This window comes from Cognatundibacterium rivi, assembly GCF_018139565.1.
Lineage (GTDB): Bacteria > Pseudomonadota > Gammaproteobacteria > Burkholderiales > Burkholderiaceae_D > Undibacterium > Undibacterium rivi.
The window spans coordinates 24,137-45,723 of record NZ_JAGSPK010000008.1; the positions used below are offsets into that span (position 1 = coordinate 24,137).

Sequence of the window (21,587 nt, forward strand, 5' to 3'; positions counted from 1 at the left end):
ACGTGGATAATTGTATCTTCTGTAAAATTGTTGCCAAGCAAATTCCATCAACGATAGTGTATGAAGATGAGAGCTTACTGGCGTTTAAGGATATTCATCCTGCTGCACCGGTGCACTTATTGATTATTCCAAAAAAGCACATAGATACCTTGTCTTCCGCACAGTCAGAGCATACGGAATTGCTGGGGAAAATGCTGGCGCTGGTGCCCAAGCTTGCGACTGAGCATGGTTGTGCACCAACGGTGATGGCAGATGGAAGTTTATCGGGTGGCTATAAAACCCTGATTAACACAGGGCCGGATGGCGGGCAGGAAGTGTATCATCTGCACACGCATCTGATCGGTGGTCCGCAGCCTTGGCGCGGACAACGCTAATTTTTTTAGAGAGCATCGCTCTCCTGGGAGTCAAACATGGGTTCATTCAGTATCTGGCACTGGCTAATCGTTTTAGTCGTGGTTATTTTAGTTTTCGGCACCAAAAAACTTGGTAACGTTGGTGCTGATCTTGGTAAGGCTGTCAAAGGGTTTAAAGACGGCGTTAAAGGTGAAGAAGAAAAATCATCCGCTGCGACTCAGCAAGTGGCAGATAAAAGCACGATTGATGTTGACGCTAAAGAAAAATCGAAACAGTGAAGCAAGTGGTGCTGACTTCTGTGAGATACGGCCATGATTGATCTTGGTATCAGCAAACTGGCATTGATCGGTGTTGTTGCCTTGATCGTCATCGGTCCGGAAAAGTTACCGAAAGTTGCCCGCATGGCGGGCACTTTGCTTGGGCGTGCCCAGCGTTACATCAGCGATGTGAAGGCCGAAGTCAGTAAAGAAATTGAACTCGAAGAATTACGTAAAATGCAGAAAGACGTGCAGGAGGCAGCTCAGAATATAGAGCAATCTGTCAGCGCGTCACTGCAGGACGCAGAGAACGAGCTGCGATCGATTGAGCGTGATGCCCAAGCTGATTTGCCGACGCCATTTTCCGTTACGCAAGCACAGGTCAGCGAGAAAGCAAAAGATTTCCGTCGCAAGCGTCTTGCGAAAACATCGGCAGTTCCTGGCTGGTACAAAAGCCGTCATGGCCAGCGCAATCATATCGTGTCCGGTTCTGCCCGGATGGCAAGACACAGGGCAAAAGCCCGTCCACCTGTCAGTTTTTTTTGATTCCTCTTTTATGTCCCTGCGCTCTTTATTTTGGGTGGTATTCGCATGAGCGATAAGATTGAACACGGCGCTGAGGAAACCTTCATTTCTCATCTGGTTGAGTTGCGCGACCGTCTGGTGAAAGCGGTTTACGGCCTTGCTGCCGCATGTATTGCCTTAATGCTGTGGCCGGGGCCTGCGGCTATTTATGATTTTCTCGCACAGCCTATGCTGGCGTCATTGCCCGCCGGATCGAAAATGATCGCAACCGGTGTGATCTCGCCATTTCTGGTACCGATGAAGGTGACCTTGCTGCTGGCATTTATGCTGGCGTTACCGTGGATACTGTATCAGGTCTGGGCATTTGTCGCGCCTGGCTTGTACACCCATGAAAAGCGATTGGTAGCACCACTGGTCATTTCCTCATCGCTGCTGTTTCTGGGCGGTGTCGCGTTTTGTTATTTTCTGGTGTTCGGCCGGGTATTTAAATTCATCAACGAATTTTCGCCAGCGTCGATCAGCATCGCACCGGATATCGAAAATTATTTAGATTTTATTATGTCGATGTGCCTTGCCTTCGGCGTGACCTTCGAAGTGCCGGTTGTTGTCGTTGTTTTGGTACGCATGGGGTTGGTCACGGTTGAGAAACTCAAAGCGATACGACCCTATGTCGTGGTTGGCGCGTTTGTGATTGCGGCTATTGTGACGCCACCGGACATTGTCAGCCAGTTTTCGCTGGCCTTGCCAATGTGGTTTTTGTATGAGCTGGGTTTGCTTATTGCACCACTGTTTGTTCGCGTAACGCAGTCGCCTGATACAACCGAGTAGATGCTGCGGGACAGAAAGCGTCCCGCAGAATTATGCTGCGCGCAGCCATTGAACCAATGGCAATGCACTTTGGAAGCCTTGTAACAAGGTGTGCTTGACCTCGTCACTGTCCATACCTTTCAGCGGACATTCTGTCCACACCATGAAATTTTTGAGTTTGATGTACTCGATGTGCTTCATATCTGCATCAAACCCTTTCGGTGGACGACTCAGTTTTCCTTCTTCTTGCAGTGCCCCGAAAGCCTGTTTAAGCTTTTTATCTTTCAGTACTTTTTCAAATCCTGCTGCGTCATCAACGATGTGCTGACGGATTGCCCGCAACCTGTCAGATGGCGGCATATATTCGCCCACGGCAAAAAATAATCTGCCTGTAGCATCCATTTGAAAATAATAAGCTGGCCCGCCGCCTTCGCTGGGTTTTTTGCGTCCGCTCGGTAAAATGGACGAAGAAAACGTCGTTTTGTATGGCGATTTATCTTTAGCAAAACGGACGTCGCGATTAATCCGGAACAGGGCTTTCTTCGGTTCGCAACCGGCGATTGCGGGGTCGAATTTTTGTATGCCTAGTATGAGCTCCGTCACCATTTGTAAAAACTCAGTACGCAAAATATCATAACGTGGCTTGTTCATGACGAACCACGCGCGATTATTGTTTTCTGATAACTCAGATAAAAAAGCTTGCAGATCAATCAGGTGCATATATATCAGCCTATTCTCAGTCTATTCTTCGCGTCGACTTGGCGGACGCTTGCCAACGGTGACTTCTAAAGTGGGTTCCTGTTTATTTCTCACCACGGTAATTTTTGCGGTATTCCCGGGCTTCAGTTGTGCAACCAGATTCAGCATTTCAGTCGTATCTCTGACGGGCTTGCCTGCAATGGAGACCAGAATATCACCCGGCTTCATCCCGGCTTTGTCTGCTGGCCCGCCACGGATCACACCGGCAATAATTGCTCCCGATTTCTGTTTCAGTCCAAAGCTTTCTGCCAGCTCTGGTGTGATGTCTTGAGGCTCAACACCAATCCAGCCACGGACCACTTGTCCCTGGCTGATAATTTGCTCCATGACCGCTTTAACCGTCGAGACCGGTGTCGCAAAGCCAATGCCGACCGAGCCGCCGCTCTGAGAGTAGATTGCTGTATTGATCCCCAGCAGGTTGCCATTGATATCAACCAGTGCGCCGCCAGAATTGCCCGGATTAATCGCTGCATCGGTTTGTATGAAATTCTGGAATGCATTGTCGGTCAGATTATTGCGACCCAGTGCAGAAATAATCCCCATCGTCACCGTTTGTCCGACACCAAAAGGATTGCCAATTGCCAGCACAACGTCGCCGACCTTAGTATCGTCGGGTTGTCCGAGTGTGATGGCAGGAATATTCGGCAGATTAATTTTGATGACTGCCAGATCGGTTTCCGGATCGGTACCGACGACTTTTGCTGCAGCAGTGCGACCGTCGGCGAGGGCAACATCAATTTCATCTGCGGACTCTACCACGTGATTATTAGTCAGAATATAACCTTCAGCACTGACAATAACACCTGAGCCCAGGCTGGATTGTCGTTCCGTTCCCTGATTCGATTGCTCGCCAAAGAAACGACGCAAAAACGGGTCGTTTAATAATGGATTGCGCGCACGTTGGATTTCTTTCGAGGTGTAGATATTGACCACCGAAGGCATGGCTTTCTGCGCCGCACCACGATAAGAACTTTGCGCGCCGACACTGTTTGCCGGTGCTTCTTTCAGGCTGAGTGCCGCCCCCATCGGGCCGCCCTGCGTTGCGTTGAATGGCTGATTTACCCAGCCTGGTTTTAAGGTGGTTACAATAAACCAAACCGCCAGACCAACTGTTACAGTCTGGGCAAACAATAACCAAAGACGTCGCATAAGGTGAATGATGAAAGTAAATTCAATAAGTAGGGATGAACTTGCCCAATTTCTAGAGGCAGAATTGCAGCTTGCCCGTGTTCGTGATTATTGCCCAAATGGCGTACAGGTGGAAGGACGAAATGAAATTAAGCGCATTGTTACCGGGGTGACGGCCAGTCTGGCACTGTTGAATGAAGCCGTTCGTCTTCAGGCTGATGCCGTGTTCGTACATCACGGTTATTTCTGGCGCGGTGAGGATATGCGCGTCATCGGGCAGAAACATAAACGCTTAAAACTTTTGCTGCAACATGATATCTCTTTATTTGCCTATCACTTACCGCTGGACATGCATCCGCTGATCGGCAATAACGCACGTCTGGCGCATGAACTCGGTTTGCAGGCTGAGGGGAGATTTGGTGATGATGAGCTTGGTTGGATCGGGCATTCAGTAATGCCGGAGATTGCGACTGTAGGACAATTTGCCTTGCATATTGAAGCTTGTCTCGGGCGCTCGCCATTGTTGATCGGTGAGCCGGCGGCACCTCTGGGAAAAATTGCATGGTGTACCGGTGCCGCGCAAGGAATGTTGGATGCGGCGATCTCTGCAGGAGCAAGTGTCTATCTGAGCGGTGAGATTTCTGAGCCCACGGTACATTTAGCGAGGGAGTCAGATGTCGCTTACCTGGCATGTGGTCATCACGCGACCGAACGTTATGGTATTCAGGCCTTGGGCGGCTTGCTTGCGGAAAAGTTTGGAATCGAACACATATTTGTGGATATTGATAATCCGGTCTGATAACCGTTGGGATTGCCGGAGTCGTCGGGCAATCCCTTTGACGCTGCGTTGTTATTATTTTTTCAGTGAGTCGCGAATTTCTCTGAGCAATAACACATCTTCCGGCGTTACGACCGGTGCTGGGGCGGGCGCAGGTTCTGCCTTTTTCATTTTATTAAACAGGCGCACCATTTGAAAAATGATAAAGGCCAGAATCAGGAAATTGACCGCAACTGTAATGAAGCTGCCGTAGGCGAGCACGCCACCAGCTTTTTTTGCCTCAATCAGTGTCATGGCTGTTCCCTGACCATTCAGCGGCAGATAATAGTTGGAAAAATCCAGACCGCCGAAGATGCGCCCGATGATAGGCATGACAACGTCTCCCACCAGAGAGTCAACGATTTTGCCGAAAGCGCCACCGATAATGACACCGACCGCCAGATCAACCACGTTGCCCTTGCTTGCGAAAGCTTTAAATTCTTGCATCATGCTCATTATTTTTCTCCGTAAATATATTGATGAATATATTGGCAAATGCTGCCAAGATAGTTAGATTGTATTTTAAGGCCGAAAGTAGCCTGAATAATCAGGATGCTTTGTCAATTATCTTTTCGCAAATCTTTTGCTTTAATCACAAAGTACAGGAAAAGATCTGAAGTAAATCAAAAAGTGTGTAAGTTGTTGAAAAAAAGCCTTGAAACGGGCGTTTCGGGTATCTTTTGCTTTAAAAGCATATCCAGCTACTTTATAATTTAATGTTGCTAGAAGTTGGATTGAGCTTCATCGGGTTTTGATTTTTGACAGATTGGGGTTGGTATGAGTAACGAAAAGCAGGTCGATTCTGGCCGTCGCGGTTTGCTCGTCGCCACTTGCGCGGCGGGTGGTGTGGCAGGTTTGGCAACAGCAGGAGCACTGGTGAGCACTTTCCAGCCATCTGAGCGAGCCAAAGCAGCTGGTGCTCCGGTGGAAGTTGATATTTCAGCTTTGAAACCGGGTGAGATGACGACAGTCGAGTGGCGCGGTAAGCCAGTCTGGATTCTGAAGCGTACTCCGGAAATGCTGGCGAGTCTGGCAAAAACCGAAGATAAGGTGGCGGATCCTACCTCCAAAAAGCCTTACACGATGGAGATGCCTGAGTACTGCGACAAACAAAGCCGCTCACGTAAAGAACATCCTGAGCTGTTGATCACTGTCGGTATCTGTTCACATCTGGGGTGTTCTCCAAGCTCCAAATTCCAGGCTGGTGCGCAACCGTCGTTGCCGGATGACTGGCAAGGTGGTTTTCTATGCCCATGCCACGGTTCTACTTTCGATCTGGCTGGTCGTGTTTATAAAAATAAACCAGCCCCTCAAAATCTGGATGTGCCGCGTCACATGTTTTTGTCAGATACCAAAATTGTCATCGGTAAAGATGAGAAAGGCGAGGCTTAATCATGGCATTTGTTGAGAAAAAACTCCCGGCGGACGCTCCTGTCGTGGATAAAGCCTTGAACTGGGTCGATTCGCGCTTCCCGTTATCGAAGCTGTGGAATGATCAGTGGGGCAAATACTATGCTCCTAAGAATTTTAACTTCTGGTACATCTTCGGCTCGCTGGCGATGCTGGTGCTGGTGATCCAGATCGTGACTGGTATTTTCCTGGTAATGCACTACAAACCAGATGCGAATCTGGCGTTTGCTTCCGTGGAATACATCATGCGCGATGTGCCGTGGGGCTGGCTGGTGCGCTACATGCACTCAACTGGCGCTTCTGCATTCTTCATCATTGTGTATCTGCACATGACCCGTGCTTTCTTGTACGGATCCTATCGCAAGCCACGTGAGCTGATCTGGTTGTTTGGTTTTGCCATTTTCCTGTGCCTGATGGCGGAAGCTTTCTTCGGTTACCTGCTGCCATGGGGACAAATGTCTTACTGGGGTGCGCAGGTTATTGTGAATCTGTTTGGTGCGATTCCTTTCATCGGCCCTGATCTCTCTTTGTGGATCCGTGGTGACTATGTGGTATCAGATGCGACATTGAATCGTTTCTTCTCTTTCCACGTGATCGCGATTCCTTTGGTGTTACTGGGTCTGGTAGCTGCACATCTGATTGCTTTGCACGAAGTGGGTTCTAACAATCCGGATGGCATTGAAATCAAAGAAAATCTGGGACCTGATGGACACCCTGTTGACGGTGTTCCTTCACACCCTTATTACACTTTCCACGATATTTTCGGCGTGACAGTGTTCCTGACGATCTTCAGCGCAGTGGTGTTCTTTGCGCCTGAAATGGGTGGTTATTTCCTTGAATATAACAACTTCATTCCTGCCGATTCTCTGAAAACGCCGTTGCATATCGCGCCGACCTGGTATTTCACACCGTTTTATTCGATCTTGCGTGCCACAACATCTGAATTCTTATACGTAGTTCAGGCTGGTGTTGCTGCTTATGTCGCATTGATCTGGCTGACAACCAAGTTGCCGCAGATCGTCAAAATGGCGATTGCCGGTGTCGCATTGCTGGCAATTATCGGCATGCTGCCATTTGGTCTGGATGCGAAATTCTGGGGTGTTGTATTGTTTGGTGGTTCCGTTGTGATTCTGGGTTTCCTGCCATGGCTGGATGTATCACCTGTGAAATCGATACGCTACCGTCCTCACTGGCATAAGTATGTGTATATCGTGTTTGGTATTGCGTTTGTTGTCCTCGGTTATCTCGGGGTACAGCCACCATCCCCAACTGGCGAGCGTGTCTCTCAGGTTTGTGCTGTGATCTATTTCGGCTTCTTCCTGCTGATGCCTTGGTGGAGCGCAATGGGTACATTTAAGCCAGTGCCGAAGCGCGTTACATTTTCGGCACACTGAGCGAACTAAGCGAGGAAGAATAAGCATGAAATTACTTAAAAAAATAATCGCTGTCCTGGCGTTTGTTCCTGCATTAGCGATGGCTGCTGGTGCAACATTCCCTCTGGATCGTGCGCCTGACCGTTCCACAGATATGGCGGCATTACAGAATGGTGCGAAGCTGTTCGTGAATTACTGCCTGAACTGTCACTCGGCCTCAGCAATGCGTTATAACCGCCTGAAAGATATCGGTTTGACGGATGATCAGATCAAACAAAACTTGCTGTTTACCGGCGAGAAAGTGGGCGATCTGATGAAGAACACGATGTCAGCCAAGGATGCTAAAACCTGGTTTGGTGCGGTGCCACCGGATTTATCGGTAATTGCCCGCGCCCGTGCTTCGGAAGCTGGTTCCGGTGCAGATTGGTTGTACACCTATCTGCGTACTTACTACAAAGACGATTCTCGCCCTACAGGCTGGAATAACATGGTATTCCCGAATGTTGGTATGCCCCACGTCTTGTGGGAGTTGCAAGGCGTTCGCGATGCTAAATTTGTGGAAGAAAAAGATCCGCATGATGCATCTAAAACCGTACACAAATTTGTTGGCTTCGAAAAAGTAACCGATGGCACACTCGATCAGGCTGCTTACGATAATCAGGTTGGCGATCTGGTCGCCTACTTGCAATGGATGGGCGAACCGGCGCAAAATACGCGCAAACGCCTTGGTGTTGTGGTGCTGATTTTCATGGCATTGCTGGCAACACTTGCATGGCGTTTGAATGCTTCTTACTGGAAAGAAGTAAAATAAGATATTGTTTCCTGTTTTGCGTCTGCGATTCATACTATCGTAAGACAGGAATTTCTAAGATCGTCCGTTTCTATCCGTCGTAAACGGACGAGTAATCCTTGGGGTGAGGCGCGCAAAATTGGCTCCTCGCCCTGATTGTTTCTAAGGAACTATAAAAATGATGGTTCTCTATTCGGGTACAACCTGCCCATTTTCTCAACGTTGCCGTTTAGTGCTGTTTGAAAAAGGCATGGATTTTGAAATCCGTGATGTTGATCTGTTTAATAAACCGGAAGATATTTCGACCATGAATCCTTATGGTCAGGTACCGATTCTGGTGGAACGTGAACTGATTCTGTATGAATCCAATATCATTAACGAATACATTGATGAACGCTTCCCGCATCCGCAACTGATGCCGGCAGACCCGCTGCAACGCGCACGCGCACGTCTGATGCTGTTTAACTTTGAAAAAGAATTGTTCGTTCACGTGCATACGCTGGAAAACGACAAGAGCAGCAGTTCCGCTAAAATTCAAGACAAAGCACGCGCTGAAATTCGTGATCGCCTGACGCAACTGGCACCTTTATTTATCAAAAATAAATACATGCTGGGCGATGAGTTTTCTATGCTTGACGTCGCGATTGCACCTTTGTTGTGGCGTCTGGATCACTACGGTATCGAGTTGTCGAAAACCGCTGCGCCTATCATGAAATATGCTGAACGCATTTTCTCCCGTCCAGCCTACATTGAAGCGTTGACACCTTCCGAGAAAGTGATGCGTCGCTAAGCTCTGATTGATACGTCTTCTGTATCAACGGTATTTCAACAAGGCTGACTTATTCCATCAAGTCAGCCTTGTTGTTTTTATCGGCCCCATCTATTCTTAAACTTTGATCTGTTGAGTAAGCATCATGCAAGAAACATCGACGAAACCTTATTTCATGCGTGCCATTTACGAATGGTGTACTGATAATGGCTATACACCTTATATGGCAGTGAAAGTGCAGGGCGGTGCGCGGGTGCCTATGGAATTTGTCCGGAATGGCGAGATCGTACTGAACATCAGCTTTGGCGCGACCAGTGGCCTGAAAATGGATAACGAAGCCGTGACATTCAAAGCCCGATTCGGCGGCGTTTCCCGCGAGATTTACGTTCCTGTGGCGAATGTGATGGCCATTTATGCAAGCGAGAATGGTCAGGGAATGGCGTTTGAGCTGGATTTTGCCGAGCTGGAAGAATCGCAGGAAGCAATGTTATCCGCAGAAGAAAATGAAGCGCCTGAAAGCGAAGCGCCGCCAAGAAAGCTAGGTCTGGCCGCAGTCAGTTCCAAACCGGATGGCGAAGAAAAAGTGGATTTGTCCACTGAACAAAAAAAATCTGAAAAAAAATCAGAAAAGCCCTCGCTAAAAATAATAAAGTAGCCTATAATCTTGGTCTTCGGGAATGCAACGGAAACGAAGCAAACGCGTAAGATTTTCGCCGGCTTAGCTCACTTGGTAGAGCAGTTGACTTGTAATCATCAGGTAGCCAGTTCGATTCCGGCAGCCGGCACCAATTAAAAACCCATCGTTAGCAATAACGGTGGGTTTTTTCTTTTTCGTCGTATTTTCTTATCACGGTATTGTTCTGAATAATTCTCGGTCTTTCAGCAGAAATGGTGAACTGTGCAATGCTGTATGTGGTCATACAGCGCAAGCGCGTGCTGACGAGCCCGTGTTGGCAGCACGGAATAAAAAACACAGAGGAGTTCCATGAAAAAAATAATCAAAAGCGGTTTGTTGGCATTGCTGTCCGCCAGCACAGCGATGGCTGCAGCAGATGACGGCAAGCTGAGTCTGGAGATGCTGTATCACCCGCTGAAGAAAGAGAAATTCGAACCTCGTCCGCTGACCCGTTTGTCGTGGGATCAGCAAAATCGTCTGATCGAGTCGGAAATGAAAGACGGTGTCGTCAAGCTTTCGGTTGTGAATACCAATACCTGGGAAAAACAGGTGCTGACGGTCGATGGAAATATTCTGCGCTATTTGAAAGCCGCAGGAATCGATGATAAATCGGCGCAGAGTCTGGCGGAAAAGCTGGGGCAGCAGGTACAGCCTGAGGTGAAGTCGTATTTGTTCAGCTACAAAAATGATTTGTGGCTGCTGGATCTGCAAAATGCACGCGCGCGCGAACTGACGCATACGCCGGATCAGGCCGAAGATGAAGCGATACTTTCGCCGGATGCTAAATCGGTCGCGTATCTGAAAGGGAATGACCTGTATCTTACCGATATCGCCAGCGCGACAGAGAAACGTCTGACCACCGGTGGCAGCGAGACGAATTTGAATGGCCGTCTCGACTGGGTCTATATGGAAGAAATATATGGTCGCGGCAAATTGCGGGCATTCTGGTGGGCGCCGGATTCACAGAAACTCGCCTTCCTGAATTTCGATGAAAGCAAAGTGCCGGTCTACACGCTCAGCGGTGATCATGCGCAGCCATTAAAAACGAATCTGACCCGTTATCCGAAAGCGGGTGACCCGAATCCCACAGTCAAATTAGGCATCGTTGATAAAGATGGCAAACTGAGCTGGACAGAAAACCCGTATCCCGAAAAAGAAACTCTGATCGTGCAGGTCGGCTGGACGCCGGATGGCAAGTTGCTGGCCGGTTGGCAGGATCGAGTGCAGACCTGGCTCGATTTGCGTTTGTATGATGCGAACATGCAGCAGAGTAAAGTGATCGTGCGCGAGACCAGCCCGGCATGGACAGAACGTTTGCCGTTTCCGGTGTTTCTGAAAGACGGCGGCTTTATCTGGGAATCGGATCGCAGCGGGCATCGTCATTTGTATCGTTATGATCAGCATTATCAGCTGCAAAAAGTGATCACCAGCGGCGACTGGGATGTGCGCAGCGTGTATGGTGTGGACGAAGCACGTCAGCGCATCCTGTTTTCTGCGAATCAGCGCAACCCTATCGGTAACGATGTCTACAGCGTGGGTCTGAATGGTGAAGGCTTGCAGCGTCTGACGCAGGAAAAGGGTACGCACAACGTGCGCTGGAACAAAACTTTTAGCCATTTTCTTGATAGCTGGAGCAGCCTGAAGCAAACGCCGAAGCAGGCTTTGTTTAACGACGAAGGAAAACAACTCCGACTGATCGACGACGTTGGCATGCCAGAGAAAATGCGTGGCCTGCGTCTGGCCAAAGTCACTCAGCAGCAGATCCGCGCACGCGATGGATTTTTACTGGAAAGCCTGTTGTACCTGCCGCCGGATTTTGATCCGGCAAAAAAATATCCGGTGTATCAGCACCTGTATGCGGGGCCGATGGCACCCCAGGTGAATGACCGCTGGTCGAATGATTTGTACCATCACTTCCTCGCGCAGCAAGGCTATGTTGTCTGGGTGCTGGATAATCGCAGTGCGAGTAATAAAGGCGTGGCAAGCGCCTGGCCAATTCATAAAAAACTGGGGCAACTCGAATTGCAGGATCAGCTTGATGGCCTCGCGTGGTTGCGTGCGCAAGGCTGGGCGGACATGGACAGAATCGCGCTGAACGGCTGGAGTTTCGGCGGCTATTTCACCTCGTATGCGATGACGCACAGCAAAGCCTGGAAGATCGGTTTTGTCGGTGCTCCGGTAACCGACTGGCGCTTGTATGACAGCGTATATACCGAGCGTTACATGGGCTTGCCGCAAGAAAATACGAGCGGTTACGATCGGGGCAGCGTGCTGAAAGCGGCGAAAGATTTGCATGGTGAAATCCTGATCATGCATGGCACGATGGACGACAATGTGCATCCGCAAAATACCGTGATGCTGATCGACGAGCTGATCAAAGATGGCAAAGATTACAGCTTGCAACTGTATCCCGGTGCCGGACACGGCCCGCGCGGAGACTGGACGATCTGGTCTTTGCAAAAAGCGAAATGGGAATTTCTGCAAAAGAAACTGTAAGCCGGAATGACGATGCAAAAAAGGACGCTGCGGCGTCCTTTTTTTTACGTAGAAATGAAAAAACAGGGGAGTATCCGCAAAAAAACGCTTATTCTCAACATAAAACAAGGGGCTTAAAAAATACTGGGGGGAGTATATTTAAGCCGTTTTCGGCTAGATTTGCCCCCCGTTTTGGCTCTGTTTATGTTTGCTTGCAGGCCGTTTGCGCTTTGCGGACATCCAGCGGCACCTGCTTGCTGCTGATCTCCGGTCGATTTCCTGGTGGTCTTAGCCGCTGCCGTGATCAGCTTATAGCGGATAAAAAAGCCGCCACACGCAGGTGGCGGCTCGTCTCAGATCAGGTGCCGCGTAACGCTATCGCAACGCCGTTGAAGTCACATCAAAATACGTCACAGTAACGGCGCTATGCCCGAGTGCATTACTGCGCAGGCACAGCGAAGTCAGCAAGCTTTTTATTAAATTTAAACAGCCACAAACGATTCGGACGTTCGCTGTCGGCACCGCGAGCCACGCGTACCGAGTTACCGGCAACGCAGCCAGTTGCACCGGCTGTGGTGGTCAATGCGCCATTCGCGTCCACCGTGCATTTGGTGATGTCAGCACCTTCGACCGTCTTACCATTCGCATCGGTAATCAGGGTTTTCAGACCGAAGTCATCATCATTCACCAATGCCAGCGTGTAGTCATCGACCAGTGCCAGACCTTCGGCTTTTTCTGCCAGCCAGCCAGCGCCGTTCAGATCAAACAACACGGTCTTTTTGAGCGTGACCACGTTCGCATAATTCACACCATTGACCGCTGCACCTGTCATGCTGCTTTTTTCGAGGTCCGTGCCCATCGCTGCAATATCAGTCGCGTCCGTAGTAATCTGCACCAGCATCAGACGATTGAAGATCTTGCCGTCAACACCAGCACCCTGCTCAATCACGATGAATTTACCGCCACCGAGCGCGACCAGATCGCCGAGTTTCGCGCCGCCGGTTTTGCCGGATGCATACATCGTGCTGTCGAGCGGATATGCATACAATTTGGTTTTTTCGGTCGTTGGGTCGAACTCAACCCAGCGGTTGAATTTGGCGTAATCCTTGATGCTTTCATTCGTCGCAACGGTCGCGCCCGGCACTTTATACGACGCTTTGCCGTCATCCAGCGGGCTTTGAATAAAGCCCTGCAATTTACCTGTGCCTGCATCGAGTGACAGACCTTCCATGCCACGATTCGCGCGGCGTTTCAGCAGCACAGCAGGCAGATCGGCAGTACCGGTACCAGGCTGATATTTTTTCAGAATGATGCCGGTATTCATATCGATCTTCAGAATGAACGGACCATATTCATCCGACACCCAGAACACACCGCGTGCCGTGTCGAGCACGACGGATTCGGTATCCAGACCATAATCGCTGAAGGTGGTTTTGCTGGTGGCATCGTATTTCATCGCATCGTTCAGCGGTACCTCGCCGGAAGAGCCGACTTTGCCAGCGGCGATCGATAAGCCGGACGCATTGATGGTGCTGCTGAATTTAATCGGCATCGATGATTTTAATGTCGCGCCGTTTTTACCGACGGAGATAAGACCGATCGATGGCGTGAAACTCGGCGAAGGGAAAAATTTGGCGTCGCTGGTTCCAGTTGCACCCGTGGTCACAACTGAATTAGGTACTTTCGGGCCGTCGCCATTTGGGCCGCGGTCGGTAATGCCGTAGAACTCCAGAGAACCATCGGCCGCTTTGCCTTTAAACGTCAGACCAGAACCATACGATGGCAAAAAGCCTTTCGGGAAGTCCGCTTTCACGGCTGCATTCGTGCCTTCATACGGAACATAAAACGCATCTGCCGCTTTGATCTGATAACGCGTCACATTCGCCACCACCGTGCCGAGTGCATTAGTTTGCGTGACCGCATCAACGACAGGCTTGTCCATTTTGGACGCGAGCGTGTCTTCAAAATGTTCGCGGACCAATGCGCGACGATCAGCATCCACGCTGCGGCTTTGATAGCTGGCTGGCAGCTTGCTCAGCAGATTCGTCATCGCCGTATTGAATGTCGCCGCATTCGCGTTAAAATCCAGCGCCTGACCTGCCAGCGCCGTTTTGACTGCAGCGGATAAACGTATGCCATTCGATGGATCATTATCTTCATCCAGCAATTGCAAGGCCATCAGGCGATTGACGACTTTATCGTCGTTGCTGTTGCTCTGATTCGCCAGGCTCAGTGGCGTGATCACTGTGGCACATGGCGCCGAGCCCAGGCTGACGCCGCCGACAGAAAAACTCATATTGTCGCCAGTATTGCAGCTAAAGCCGCCGTCGGCTTGTGTTGTCCCTTTTGCTGTGCCGCTGGTGTAATCGAGACCTTCCACTGCGGCATCCAGAAACACGCCTGCTTGTGCGACTGGTGCCGGGGTGGCTGTGGATGTCGTGTCGGAGCCACCGCAGGCGGCCACCAGAGCGCTTGCCGTCAGCGCGGCCAGCAGCGATACATTTTTGTTGTGATTCACGTGTTGATCCTGTGCTTGTCGAGGTTAACTGCTTTGCAGCAATCGCTGTTGTTTGACGAGATGCTGGCAAGCACGCCGTTACCGGGTGCAGGGCGATGATGTGATCGCAAGTAACAAAATGTAGCGGCCAGATATGACCCTGTGATTACAGCGATGGCAGATAACAACAGCACAGAGAAGTGGAACAACTTATGCGGGTGACGAGAGAGAAGACGCGGCGATACGCGCCATTCTGTGTGGCCGCGGAGACCAGCGTCAGCCAGCTGGCATAGTCAGCTGCGTGGATTTATTGGCTGCCCTTTCAAGCTGTTCAGCTTTATCAAAAAAGCCAGTAGAACTGGTTAGATGATGGTACTTCGCTAAACAATCTCTACAAAAGGACGTTGGCCTATATTGGATGCAACTAGCCTGAAACTAGATGTGACGGAGGTGATAAATAGGAGGGGAGAAAGATGCGTTACGCAGACGTTACTCCCCTTGTGGCCTATGGAATTGCCATGGAAACCTTGTACTGCTAACGCATACAATGCGTTAGCAGACTTAATAGATGAGTACCAGATTGTGATCGGTACTCATCATTTGTTAGAAAAATTAAATTGCAAAGGACTCCTCTTTCATTTTAAGGCGCTCACGGTGCAACGTTAATGAATGTGATTGAAGGATTTGTTGTTAAGCCTGCAGCCATAAGGCTGTCTGGCATCACGACAAATCGCCTGGCCTTCAATGCGTCCATTTGATAGCTTTTCTTTGGCGTTCCGTTACTATCGTAGAGCCAGAAATTAAAACCATTCTCTGAATCGGATCTTCCACAAATAACACGGCCATCATTTAAAGTGTTGACAACATTGGGATACATGTTGTTCGTCGATAAATTGCCAATAACCATCATCGTTTTGGGGTTAACTACGGAGCAGTTATTTGTTGCATCGGCCGCTGTATATAGTTTTGAACCATCAATATTGGTTGCAATTTTCGCATCACTAATGCTGCCACGAGTAGTCCCTTCCGTAAATTTTGTTAGCAACAAATTTCCGAAGAAAAGTGTCGTATAGTCGACATCTATTGAGGTTGTTGTTCCAGGATTGATGCCGATATTCTGGGTAAACAAGATCCGCCCATCAGAAGAGGCTTCCATCGCCCCAATCTGGGCAAAAGTCGCACTCAGGCTTTGGTTAATTTTAAAATTAAGGTTTTCGCCTACATATGCGCGACCATGGCCGAGGACTAACACATTCACGTTATTAGGTCTGATGGCGATCAATGGCAGACTAAGTGAAAATTCCTTGGAATCCCAGCCAGAGTAATACCCGTTGTCTGTCTCCAAGCTCTTTTGATAGCGCATCGTCATCAGGTTAAACACGTCAACAAGCTTTTGCGAGGAATTGATTGCATACAAAGTCGTCCCGTCAGGCGATACCGCCATATTGCTTAAGTTGCCATAAATTGAAGTGAGTGTTGCGACTTTGGTTCCGGTGTAAACATTAAAAACATCAATATCTCTGCCCCCGTTGTTGGCATAGATATATGGACGAGTTTTATCTGCAACTATATTTCGATAATCTGCTGATAATTTGAGCAAAGAAGGAACTGGCGTATTAGATTTCCAGGCGCCGACTCTGACCATGACTGGTTCGACTCCGGGTGTTGGCGAAGATATTGTAACGATTGCTTCTTGTAGCCCGTCAGCCATTTTTTCTGGATTAGCAGTGAGCATCAGCTTGTCGGACGGAGTGCTTCCTGAAGTGGTAACACTCAACCAATTGCTTTCCGTCATTGCTTTCCAGTTCAGGGTTCTTCCAAAATTGTCGCTGACAGCAATTGTGCGACTCAATGCCTTACCCAGAGGTGTGCTACTGAAGCTGACACCATATTCTGATACAAGTAATTTTCTTTGATCAATATTGATATTTGCGGTTACCGGCAATGTAACAGTGTCGCCGTTAATAGTTGCAGAAATGCTGACGGCAGCAGATATTGTTCCTTTTTGTAAATCAAGAGGGTCGGGCAGAAGTTTGGCACTTGTTCCACTGGCATTCACTTTACCACCGCTAACTTCGCTTTTTAGCCATGGTGGGAGGACGGTGAATTTCCAAGGCCAAGAGTTAGTACCTGTATTTAGTTGAAAAGTCAGCGACTGTGGACTCCAATCACGGCCATTGGCGCCACCAAAATTGATATAAGTCTGCGCTGACGTTAGGGACGGTGTTGTTAACGTGAGCGCTACCGGGACGTTGAAATCCTGCATATTTGGCGCTCGCACCGTAAATTGTGCGGAATATTTTCCAGTAGCAAGATTGCCTATGGATGGGTTTGGATATAAAGAAACCGACGATGGTGTCTTGCCGGAAAGTGCGGAAGCAATAAGCCAGTCAGCGGAGCTGGTCGCCGTCCAGTTTGTCACCAGGCTGTCAAACTCCTGGCGTCGTTCGAAACTGATTACCTGAGGCGGAACGGTTTCACCATTGATAGCATTAAAACTGGGTAGGCCGCTTGTGATTGAAAAGAATGCAGGTAAGACATTTAGCACGTAGTTAAGTGGGAAGGTTTGTCCATCTGGCGTTGATATCGTCACTTTCCCGTTGTATGTATTGACTGGCAGTCCTTTTGCAGAGATGGAAATTTCAAATGAGCCCGGGCCCGTACCTTTGATGTTAGATAGTTCTAGCCAAGGAGCGTCACTACTCGCTGACCAGTCGACAGTATTGGATGTAACGTTTGCTTGCACTGTGACCGGTTTAGGTGAGCCATAACGAATCGTGATTTGAGTTGCATCTTTCGTTGAAACAGTCAGCGGAGTCGGTGAAATATTAAACTCATACGGCAAAATCAATGGAGGCACAAACTCACTTGTGCAATTGGTATTTTTGCAGATGTGAACTTCAAAATTCCCGCTGTATTTTCCTGGCGCCAACTTAGATGACGTTATAAAAGTTACTGAGAACTGCGTGTTACTCAATGCCGTCAGATTAACCGCTCCATTAAGTACTTTGTTGGTATCTGCTACCAAAACATATATGGCGCTGGCACCCGCAAAGATATTTCTGTCGTTGACGTCTGCCTGTATTGATACAGTTCCGGAAGTCCCGCTCTGAACATTCGCGTTAAGAACCTTTTGTGAAAAGGTAATTGGTGCGGTAGGCGTTACATTATTCGCCGGTGTCGAAGAGGTGGAACTGCTACTACCGCCACCACCACAACCATTTAATAGAAGTAGTGCAAAAGTCAATAAAATCTGCCGTAACAAAATGTATCTCCAAACAATCAAGTTGTTACAATTATATTTCACTTGATTTGTGAATAATAAATATTTGTCCTGTTTATTGTTTTAAATAAAGTTATGTACATTTTTAATCGAGTCAATTTTATGTAACTCAAAGACTAGAAATGTTTGCGTGCTCGCATGAATGAACGAACGTGTGAGCCGATAATACTAGGCGTAGTTGGTCATTCTCAGTTTCAGAAAAAGTTTGAAATTACTCTTTTAAACCTTGCCAGCGCGGTGTCAGCTCGTGCGGTAGGGCGAACATATCGAGTACGCGGCCGACTGTGTGGTCGACCATTTCCTGTATCGATTGCGGACGGTGGTAGAAACCGGGGAGCGGGGGGAAGATGATGCCGCCCATTTCAGTCACGGCCGTCATATTGCGCAGATGGGCGAGATTGAACGGTGTTTCCCGCACCATTAATATCAGACGACGGCGTTCTTTCAGCACGACATCGGCAGCGCGCGTGATCAGATTATCTGACATGCCATGCGCCACCGAGGCCAGTGTTTTCATCGAGCACGGTGCAACCACCATGCCGTCAGATTGAAACGAGCCGCTGGCAATGCTGGCACCGACATCGCGTACATGATGCACGACATCCGCGAAGGCCTCGACATCCTTGCGCTTCATGTCGAGTTCCTGATGCAGATTCAAGACTCCGGCTTCAGAAATCAGCAGATGCGTTTCGACGTCCGGGTTTGCCTGTAATACCTGCAGCAAGCGCACACCATACACAGCGCCGGTCGCGCCGGTGATGGCGATGATCAGACGTTGTTTCGGCGGTGCGCTGGTGCTCATCACGACGGTGCTCAGTCTTTCAACAAGGTTTGCAGTTCGCCGTTTTCAAACATCTCATTCATGATGTCAGAGCCGCCGATGAATTCGCCTTTGATGTACAGCTGCGGTACGGTTGGCCAGTTAGAAAAATCTTTGATGCCCTGACGCACTTCCGGGTCTTCCAGCACATTCACAGTCACCAGATTCTGCACGCCGCAGGCTTTCAATACCTGCACCGCACGACCGGAAAATCCGCATTGCGGGAATTGGGCAGTCCCTTTCATGAACAACACGACAGGGTTTTGGGTAACGGTTTCTTTGATCCAGCTTTGAACGTCGCTCATGGCTTTTCCTTGGTTAATAATGTGCCGCCATTATAAAGGAAACTCCGGCAGCGCTCCCGCGCGCCAACAGCGTGACTGCAGGCGCTGTTTTGTACTAGAGGAATAAATATACTCCCCCGGAGTATATGTTTAACACCCAATGAATATAAGGAGATTAGTATGTTTTTGTAAAAATATGGGGGGAGTATATGGTTTTAACCGGGATTGACCTAACTCAAGGATTTCTAATCCGGCTCGCACAATACCGACTGAGCGGGGGGCGTTTGAAGCGGCGCTAAGACCCCGCGCCGACAGAACCAACGCCAGCGCTGTGCAGTAATAATACTTTTCCGTTGCGACGGACCAGCGTATCCGTGCTGCGCGAGCGTATGTGCATGAGTGTTCCGGCAACGTCCAGCGAACTGCTGACATCCACCGTGGCAGTTTTGCCATCCGGCGACAGCGCGATGCTGTGTATCGTGTATTGAGAATCCAGTTGCAGCATGCCGCCCATCTTCTCGCCCAGCTTTTCCCAGGTCGCATACAAGTCATGATAGGCGTCGCAGGCTTGCTGCTTGTTCTGGTTCACCGTTTGTGTGTTTCCGGCTGTGTTGACGCTGCCGGTAGAGTGAAAATCCGGCGCCAGCAGCGCGCATATCGCCTCAGGCTGACGCTGTAACGTCGCGATTTCAAGATCGCGATAAAAACCGTTGACATGTCCGTCCGACAGCTTGCGCCCACCGATGAAATACCACCAGCCGCCAGCCACAATCAGCACAAGGAATAATACTTTTTTCATTTATGTATGCATCCGGAAATCAGGGTTATAACGCCAACTTCCGTGGATGGGGCAGCGGCGATGAGCAAGATGGTGCGCCACAACGACGACTCGCTGCACGGATATGTTAAATGCATTCGCAAGGTGCGCTGACAGAAAAAATGGTGCATGAAACGTACTCTGCGTTTGCATTAAAATGCTCTAGTATCTTTTGCTGTTGCCGTTAGAAGTCGCAGAAACATAACGCCAGAGCTAGTCGAGAACGATGCTGGCCATGATTGCACGATTAAGTGATCAGTTAGACGGTTTCGTCAGTAAGGGTGGCTGCAACGAACTCGTTTACGGACTTGGATTCATCCAGTTTATCTTTAATGAGTGTTGCTGCCGCCATTTCGTTCGCGGTGGTGAACTCGATGGCTTTCGACCTCAAGGTAGGAACGTTTGCAAATTTGGCGCTGACCTCGGCCTTTGCTGACCAAGCCCCAGAGTTCGCGGCTCTTATCATTGCGACGATCAGTTGCAATGACTGCTCGCTAGTGAGTATTTCCCCGAGAGCACCATCTAGCGCCTCAACAGAGTTTGAGAAAGAGTTGGCCGTAGCGAAGTCGGAAGATCCAGCCTTCGAGATAAGTATCGGCAGGTAGATGGGGAGGAGGCTTGGTTTGTCCTTGACGAGTTTTACAACAAACTCAGAGTGGGCTCTTTTCTTAAATAGTGCTTCGACTTCTGGCTTGAACATTTCCAGGAATTCAGACTCTGAAATGGCCTCCGCAAGAGATATGAGCGCGGATGTTGGATGAATCAAATTTGTTTCACTGAGAGTACTTGTAATCTCAGATATCTTTTTTGCCAGAATTGCTCGTACGCGTTCGACGGGAGTACCGCTCAGGCCAGAAATTAACTTTCCATTGGCTGATAGTGCTTGAATGATCACGTCCTCGTAATCGGAGTTATCTGCCTTTGATGCAATCAACTTGGTTTGCAGTGCGACATTAGCTGGTAGCTTGTCGAGCTTAGATAGACCGATCAAAAAATAGCTCGAATTTTTCTTTATTGAACCATCAGGTGATGTGATTGCTGCAGCCATTTTTGTCACGAGCTGAGGCATCGCTTCATCATGAAGGTTAGTCAGCTCGTCTCTGACTACATTTCTGATATCTACGATAGACGTGCTTGGAAAGAAATTGCTGTTCTTTAACCTTGTTACGAGTTCATCGACCAACTGAGTGGTGGAGAGTATGGGTTTTGAAAGAAAACGATCAATGGTTTCGAAGAAGACAAATCTTGCTTCCTCAGGTGATGGCTTGTGACCTGATGGGTGCGCAGACTTGTTACGTAGGGTTCGGAGGGTTGTTAGAAATGATGAGTCGAGACCGGAAATAAAACTTTTGGATGTTAGTTGATCTATAAGGTAGCTTTCGTAAACATCTTGGTCAGATTTCTTCTTTGTGGCTTCGGTAAATATTGACTTCGCTGCCGTATTTACGTTTCCCAACTCATCCAGTTTTGCAAGTAAGTCGTCGAATAAAGCGATATAACTAAGAACTAAGGTACCACGGTAGGCTCCGGCCATATAACAACCCATTGCTTCACGCATGTAGTCGCGGATGTCGGTTCCAGGAATCCTGGATAGTATCTCTTCCATATCAGTAAGATGTGCCAATGTGATTTCTTTCGTTGTAGGTTTAAACGGTCTGACTTCTATTTAATTTGCAAAAATGTAGCTTAACTTGTAATGTTAAAAAGACAATTTTATTCAAATGCCTTGAAAACCTCATGGAGTCT

21 protein-coding genes and 1 tRNA gene are annotated in these 21,587 nt (G+C 48.9%); 13 read left to right on the top strand and 9 right to left on the bottom strand.

What is annotated here, in order from left to right; all coding sequences use genetic code 11:
* The first annotated feature begins 2 nt into the window (after window positions 1–2).
* The 4 genes from KDM87_RS17210 to tatC are packed head-to-tail and all read left to right on the top strand — an operon-like array spanning window position 3 to window position 1,964.
* Window positions 3–374, top strand: coding sequence for a histidine triad nucleotide-binding protein (locus KDM87_RS17210; RefSeq protein ID WP_186884515.1), 372 nt, complete (start codon window positions 3–5; stop codon window positions 372–374).
* A gap of 36 nt (window positions 375–410) precedes the next feature.
* Entirely contained in the window at window positions 411–632 is a 222-nt protein-coding gene (tatA, locus tag KDM87_RS17215) for a Sec-independent protein translocase subunit TatA (RefSeq protein ID WP_212680359.1), read from the top strand.
* Between the two features lie 33 nt (window positions 633–665).
* Entirely contained in the window at window positions 666–1,157 is a 492-nt protein-coding gene (gene tatB / locus KDM87_RS17220) for a Sec-independent protein translocase protein TatB (RefSeq protein ID WP_212680360.1), read from the top strand.
* 45 nt (window positions 1,158–1,202) lie between these two features.
* Window positions 1,203–1,964, top strand: coding sequence for a twin-arginine translocase subunit TatC (tatC, locus tag KDM87_RS17225; RefSeq protein ID WP_212680361.1), 762 nt, complete (start codon window positions 1,203–1,205; stop codon window positions 1,962–1,964).
* Window positions 1,965–1,994: 30 nt separating this feature from the next.
* Here tatC and KDM87_RS17230 read toward each other — a convergent pair whose 3' ends face one another.
* Together KDM87_RS17230 and KDM87_RS17235 are read right to left on the bottom strand one after the other, a co-directional pair.
* Window positions 1,995–2,663 (bottom strand): DUF2461 domain-containing protein, encoded by a 669-nt coding sequence (locus tag KDM87_RS17230; RefSeq protein ID WP_212680362.1) that lies wholly within the window; start codon window positions 2,661–2,663, stop codon window positions 1,995–1,997.
* 21 nt (window positions 2,664–2,684) lie between these two features.
* On the bottom strand, window positions 2,685–3,851 hold the full coding sequence (locus tag KDM87_RS17235) for a Do family serine endopeptidase (protein ID WP_212680363.1): 1,167 nt from the start codon (window positions 3,849–3,851) through the stop codon (window positions 2,685–2,687).
* A gap of 25 nt (window positions 3,852–3,876) precedes the next feature.
* Between KDM87_RS17235 and KDM87_RS17240 the strand changes: the two genes are divergently transcribed.
* Complete coding sequence (locus KDM87_RS17240; protein ID WP_408058760.1) at window positions 3,877–4,629, top strand: Nif3-like dinuclear metal center hexameric protein; 753 nt, start codon at window positions 3,877–3,879, stop codon at window positions 4,627–4,629.
* A gap of 54 nt (window positions 4,630–4,683) precedes the next feature.
* On the opposite strand, the gene mscL is transcribed toward KDM87_RS17240, so the two are convergent.
* A complete protein-coding gene (gene mscL, locus KDM87_RS17245; protein ID WP_329604950.1) occupies window positions 4,684–5,103 on the bottom strand; it encodes a large conductance mechanosensitive channel protein MscL in 420 nt (139 codons plus the stop codon).
* A 321-nt stretch (window positions 5,104–5,424) separates the two neighbouring features.
* On the opposite strand from mscL, the gene petA reads away from it, so the two are divergent.
* From petA to KDM87_RS17285, 8 genes are all read left to right on the top strand, one after another.
* The gene (gene petA, locus KDM87_RS17250; RefSeq protein ID WP_212680364.1) at window positions 5,425–6,039 is read left to right on the top strand and encodes a ubiquinol-cytochrome c reductase iron-sulfur subunit; all 615 of its coding nucleotides are present in this window, start codon (window positions 5,425–5,427) and stop codon (window positions 6,037–6,039) included.
* The gene (locus tag KDM87_RS17255; protein WP_212680426.1) at window positions 6,039–7,451 is read left to right on the top strand and encodes a cytochrome b; all 1,413 of its coding nucleotides are present in this window, start codon (window positions 6,039–6,041) and stop codon (window positions 7,449–7,451) included. Before petA ends, KDM87_RS17255 begins: the two co-directional genes overlap by 1 nt.
* A gap of 25 nt (window positions 7,452–7,476) precedes the next feature.
* Complete coding sequence (locus KDM87_RS17260; RefSeq protein ID WP_212680365.1) at window positions 7,477–8,241, top strand: cytochrome c1; 765 nt, start codon at window positions 7,477–7,479, stop codon at window positions 8,239–8,241.
* Between the two features lie 157 nt (window positions 8,242–8,398).
* Window positions 8,399–9,010: a glutathione S-transferase N-terminal domain-containing protein gene (locus tag KDM87_RS17265; RefSeq protein WP_186884523.1), complete on the top strand. Its 612-nt coding sequence runs from the start codon at window positions 8,399–8,401 to the stop codon at window positions 9,008–9,010.
* A gap of 124 nt (window positions 9,011–9,134) precedes the next feature.
* On the top strand, window positions 9,135–9,644 hold the full coding sequence (locus KDM87_RS17270) for a ClpXP protease specificity-enhancing factor (RefSeq protein WP_212680366.1): 510 nt from the start codon (window positions 9,135–9,137) through the stop codon (window positions 9,642–9,644).
* A 57-nt stretch (window positions 9,645–9,701) separates the two neighbouring features.
* A tRNA-Thr gene (locus KDM87_RS17275) sits at window positions 9,702–9,777 on the top strand.
* Window positions 9,778–9,974: 197 nt separating this feature from the next.
* Complete coding sequence (locus tag KDM87_RS17280; protein ID WP_212680367.1) at window positions 9,975–12,161, top strand: S9 family peptidase; 2,187 nt, start codon at window positions 9,975–9,977, stop codon at window positions 12,159–12,161.
* On the top strand, window positions 12,134–12,559 hold the full coding sequence (locus tag KDM87_RS17285; protein ID WP_212680368.1) for a hypothetical protein: 426 nt from the start codon (window positions 12,134–12,136) through the stop codon (window positions 12,557–12,559). Before KDM87_RS17280 ends, KDM87_RS17285 begins: the two co-directional genes overlap by 28 nt.
* A 20-nt stretch (window positions 12,560–12,579) precedes the next feature.
* On the opposite strand, the gene KDM87_RS17290 is transcribed toward KDM87_RS17285, so the two are convergent.
* The 6 genes from KDM87_RS17290 to KDM87_RS17315 all read right to left on the bottom strand — a co-directional run bounded on the left by KDM87_RS17290 (window position 12,580) and on the right by KDM87_RS17315 (window position 21,465).
* Window positions 12,580–14,658, bottom strand: a complete 2,079-nt coding sequence (locus KDM87_RS17290; protein ID WP_212680369.1) for an esterase-like activity of phytase family protein — start codon at window positions 14,656–14,658, stop codon at window positions 12,580–12,582.
* Between the two features lie 628 nt (window positions 14,659–15,286).
* On the bottom strand, window positions 15,287–17,902 hold the full coding sequence (locus KDM87_RS17295) for a BACON domain-containing protein (RefSeq protein ID WP_212680370.1): 2,616 nt from the start codon (window positions 17,900–17,902) through the stop codon (window positions 15,287–15,289).
* 229 nt (window positions 17,903–18,131) lie between these two features.
* A complete protein-coding gene (locus KDM87_RS17300) occupies window positions 18,132–18,722 on the bottom strand; it encodes a UbiX family flavin prenyltransferase (RefSeq protein WP_212680371.1) in 591 nt (196 codons plus the stop codon).
* Between the two features lie 11 nt (window positions 18,723–18,733).
* Window positions 18,734–19,045: a Grx4 family monothiol glutaredoxin gene (gene grxD, locus KDM87_RS17305; protein ID WP_186884528.1), complete on the bottom strand. Its 312-nt coding sequence runs from the start codon at window positions 19,043–19,045 to the stop codon at window positions 18,734–18,736.
* A gap of 274 nt (window positions 19,046–19,319) precedes the next feature.
* On the bottom strand, window positions 19,320–19,823 hold the full coding sequence (locus tag KDM87_RS17310) for a nuclear transport factor 2 family protein (protein WP_212680372.1): 504 nt from the start codon (window positions 19,821–19,823) through the stop codon (window positions 19,320–19,322).
* A gap of 277 nt (window positions 19,824–20,100) precedes the next feature.
* Window positions 20,101–21,465 (bottom strand): hypothetical protein, encoded by a 1,365-nt coding sequence (locus tag KDM87_RS17315; RefSeq protein WP_212680373.1) that lies wholly within the window; start codon window positions 21,463–21,465, stop codon window positions 20,101–20,103.
* Window positions 21,466–21,587 lie beyond the last annotated feature (122 nt).

Bases quoted from the DNA above. Each gene is read 5' to 3' on its own strand.
- KDM87_RS17280 (WP_212680367.1), top strand. From the start codon at position 9,975: ATGAAAAAAATAATCAAAAGCGGTTTGTTGGCATTGCTGTCCGCCAGC.
- KDM87_RS17260 (WP_212680365.1), top strand. From the start codon at position 7,477: ATGAAATTACTTAAAAAAATAATCGCTGTCCTGGCGTTTGTTCCTGCA.
- grxD (WP_186884528.1), bottom strand. From the start codon at position 19,045: ATGAGCGACGTTCAAAGCTGGATCAAAGAAACCGTTACCCAAAACCCT.
- tatA (WP_212680359.1), top strand. From the start codon at position 411: ATGGGTTCATTCAGTATCTGGCACTGGCTAATCGTTTTAGTCGTGGTT.
- KDM87_RS17265 (WP_186884523.1), top strand. From the start codon at position 8,399: ATGATGGTTCTCTATTCGGGTACAACCTGCCCATTTTCTCAACGTTGC.
- mscL (WP_329604950.1), bottom strand. From the start codon at position 5,103: ATGAGCATGATGCAAGAATTTAAAGCTTTCGCAAGCAAGGGCAACGTG.
- KDM87_RS17230 (WP_212680362.1), bottom strand. From the start codon at position 2,663: ATGCACCTGATTGATCTGCAAGCTTTTTTATCTGAGTTATCAGAAAAC.
- petA (WP_212680364.1), top strand. From the start codon at position 5,425: ATGAGTAACGAAAAGCAGGTCGATTCTGGCCGTCGCGGTTTGCTCGTC.
- tatC (WP_212680361.1), top strand. From the start codon at position 1,203: ATGAGCGATAAGATTGAACACGGCGCTGAGGAAACCTTCATTTCTCAT.
- tatB (WP_212680360.1), top strand. From the start codon at position 666: ATGATTGATCTTGGTATCAGCAAACTGGCATTGATCGGTGTTGTTGCC.
- KDM87_RS17270 (WP_212680366.1), top strand. From the start codon at position 9,135: ATGCAAGAAACATCGACGAAACCTTATTTCATGCGTGCCATTTACGAA.
- KDM87_RS17300 (WP_212680371.1), bottom strand. From the start codon at position 18,722: ATGAGCACCAGCGCACCGCCGAAACAACGTCTGATCATCGCCATCACC.
- KDM87_RS17235 (WP_212680363.1), bottom strand. From the start codon at position 3,851: ATGCGACGTCTTTGGTTATTGTTTGCCCAGACTGTAACAGTTGGTCTG.
- KDM87_RS17285 (WP_212680368.1), top strand. From the start codon at position 12,134: ATGGGAATTTCTGCAAAAGAAACTGTAAGCCGGAATGACGATGCAAAA.
- KDM87_RS17310 (WP_212680372.1), bottom strand. From the start codon at position 19,823: ATGAAAAAAGTATTATTCCTTGTGCTGATTGTGGCTGGCGGCTGGTGG.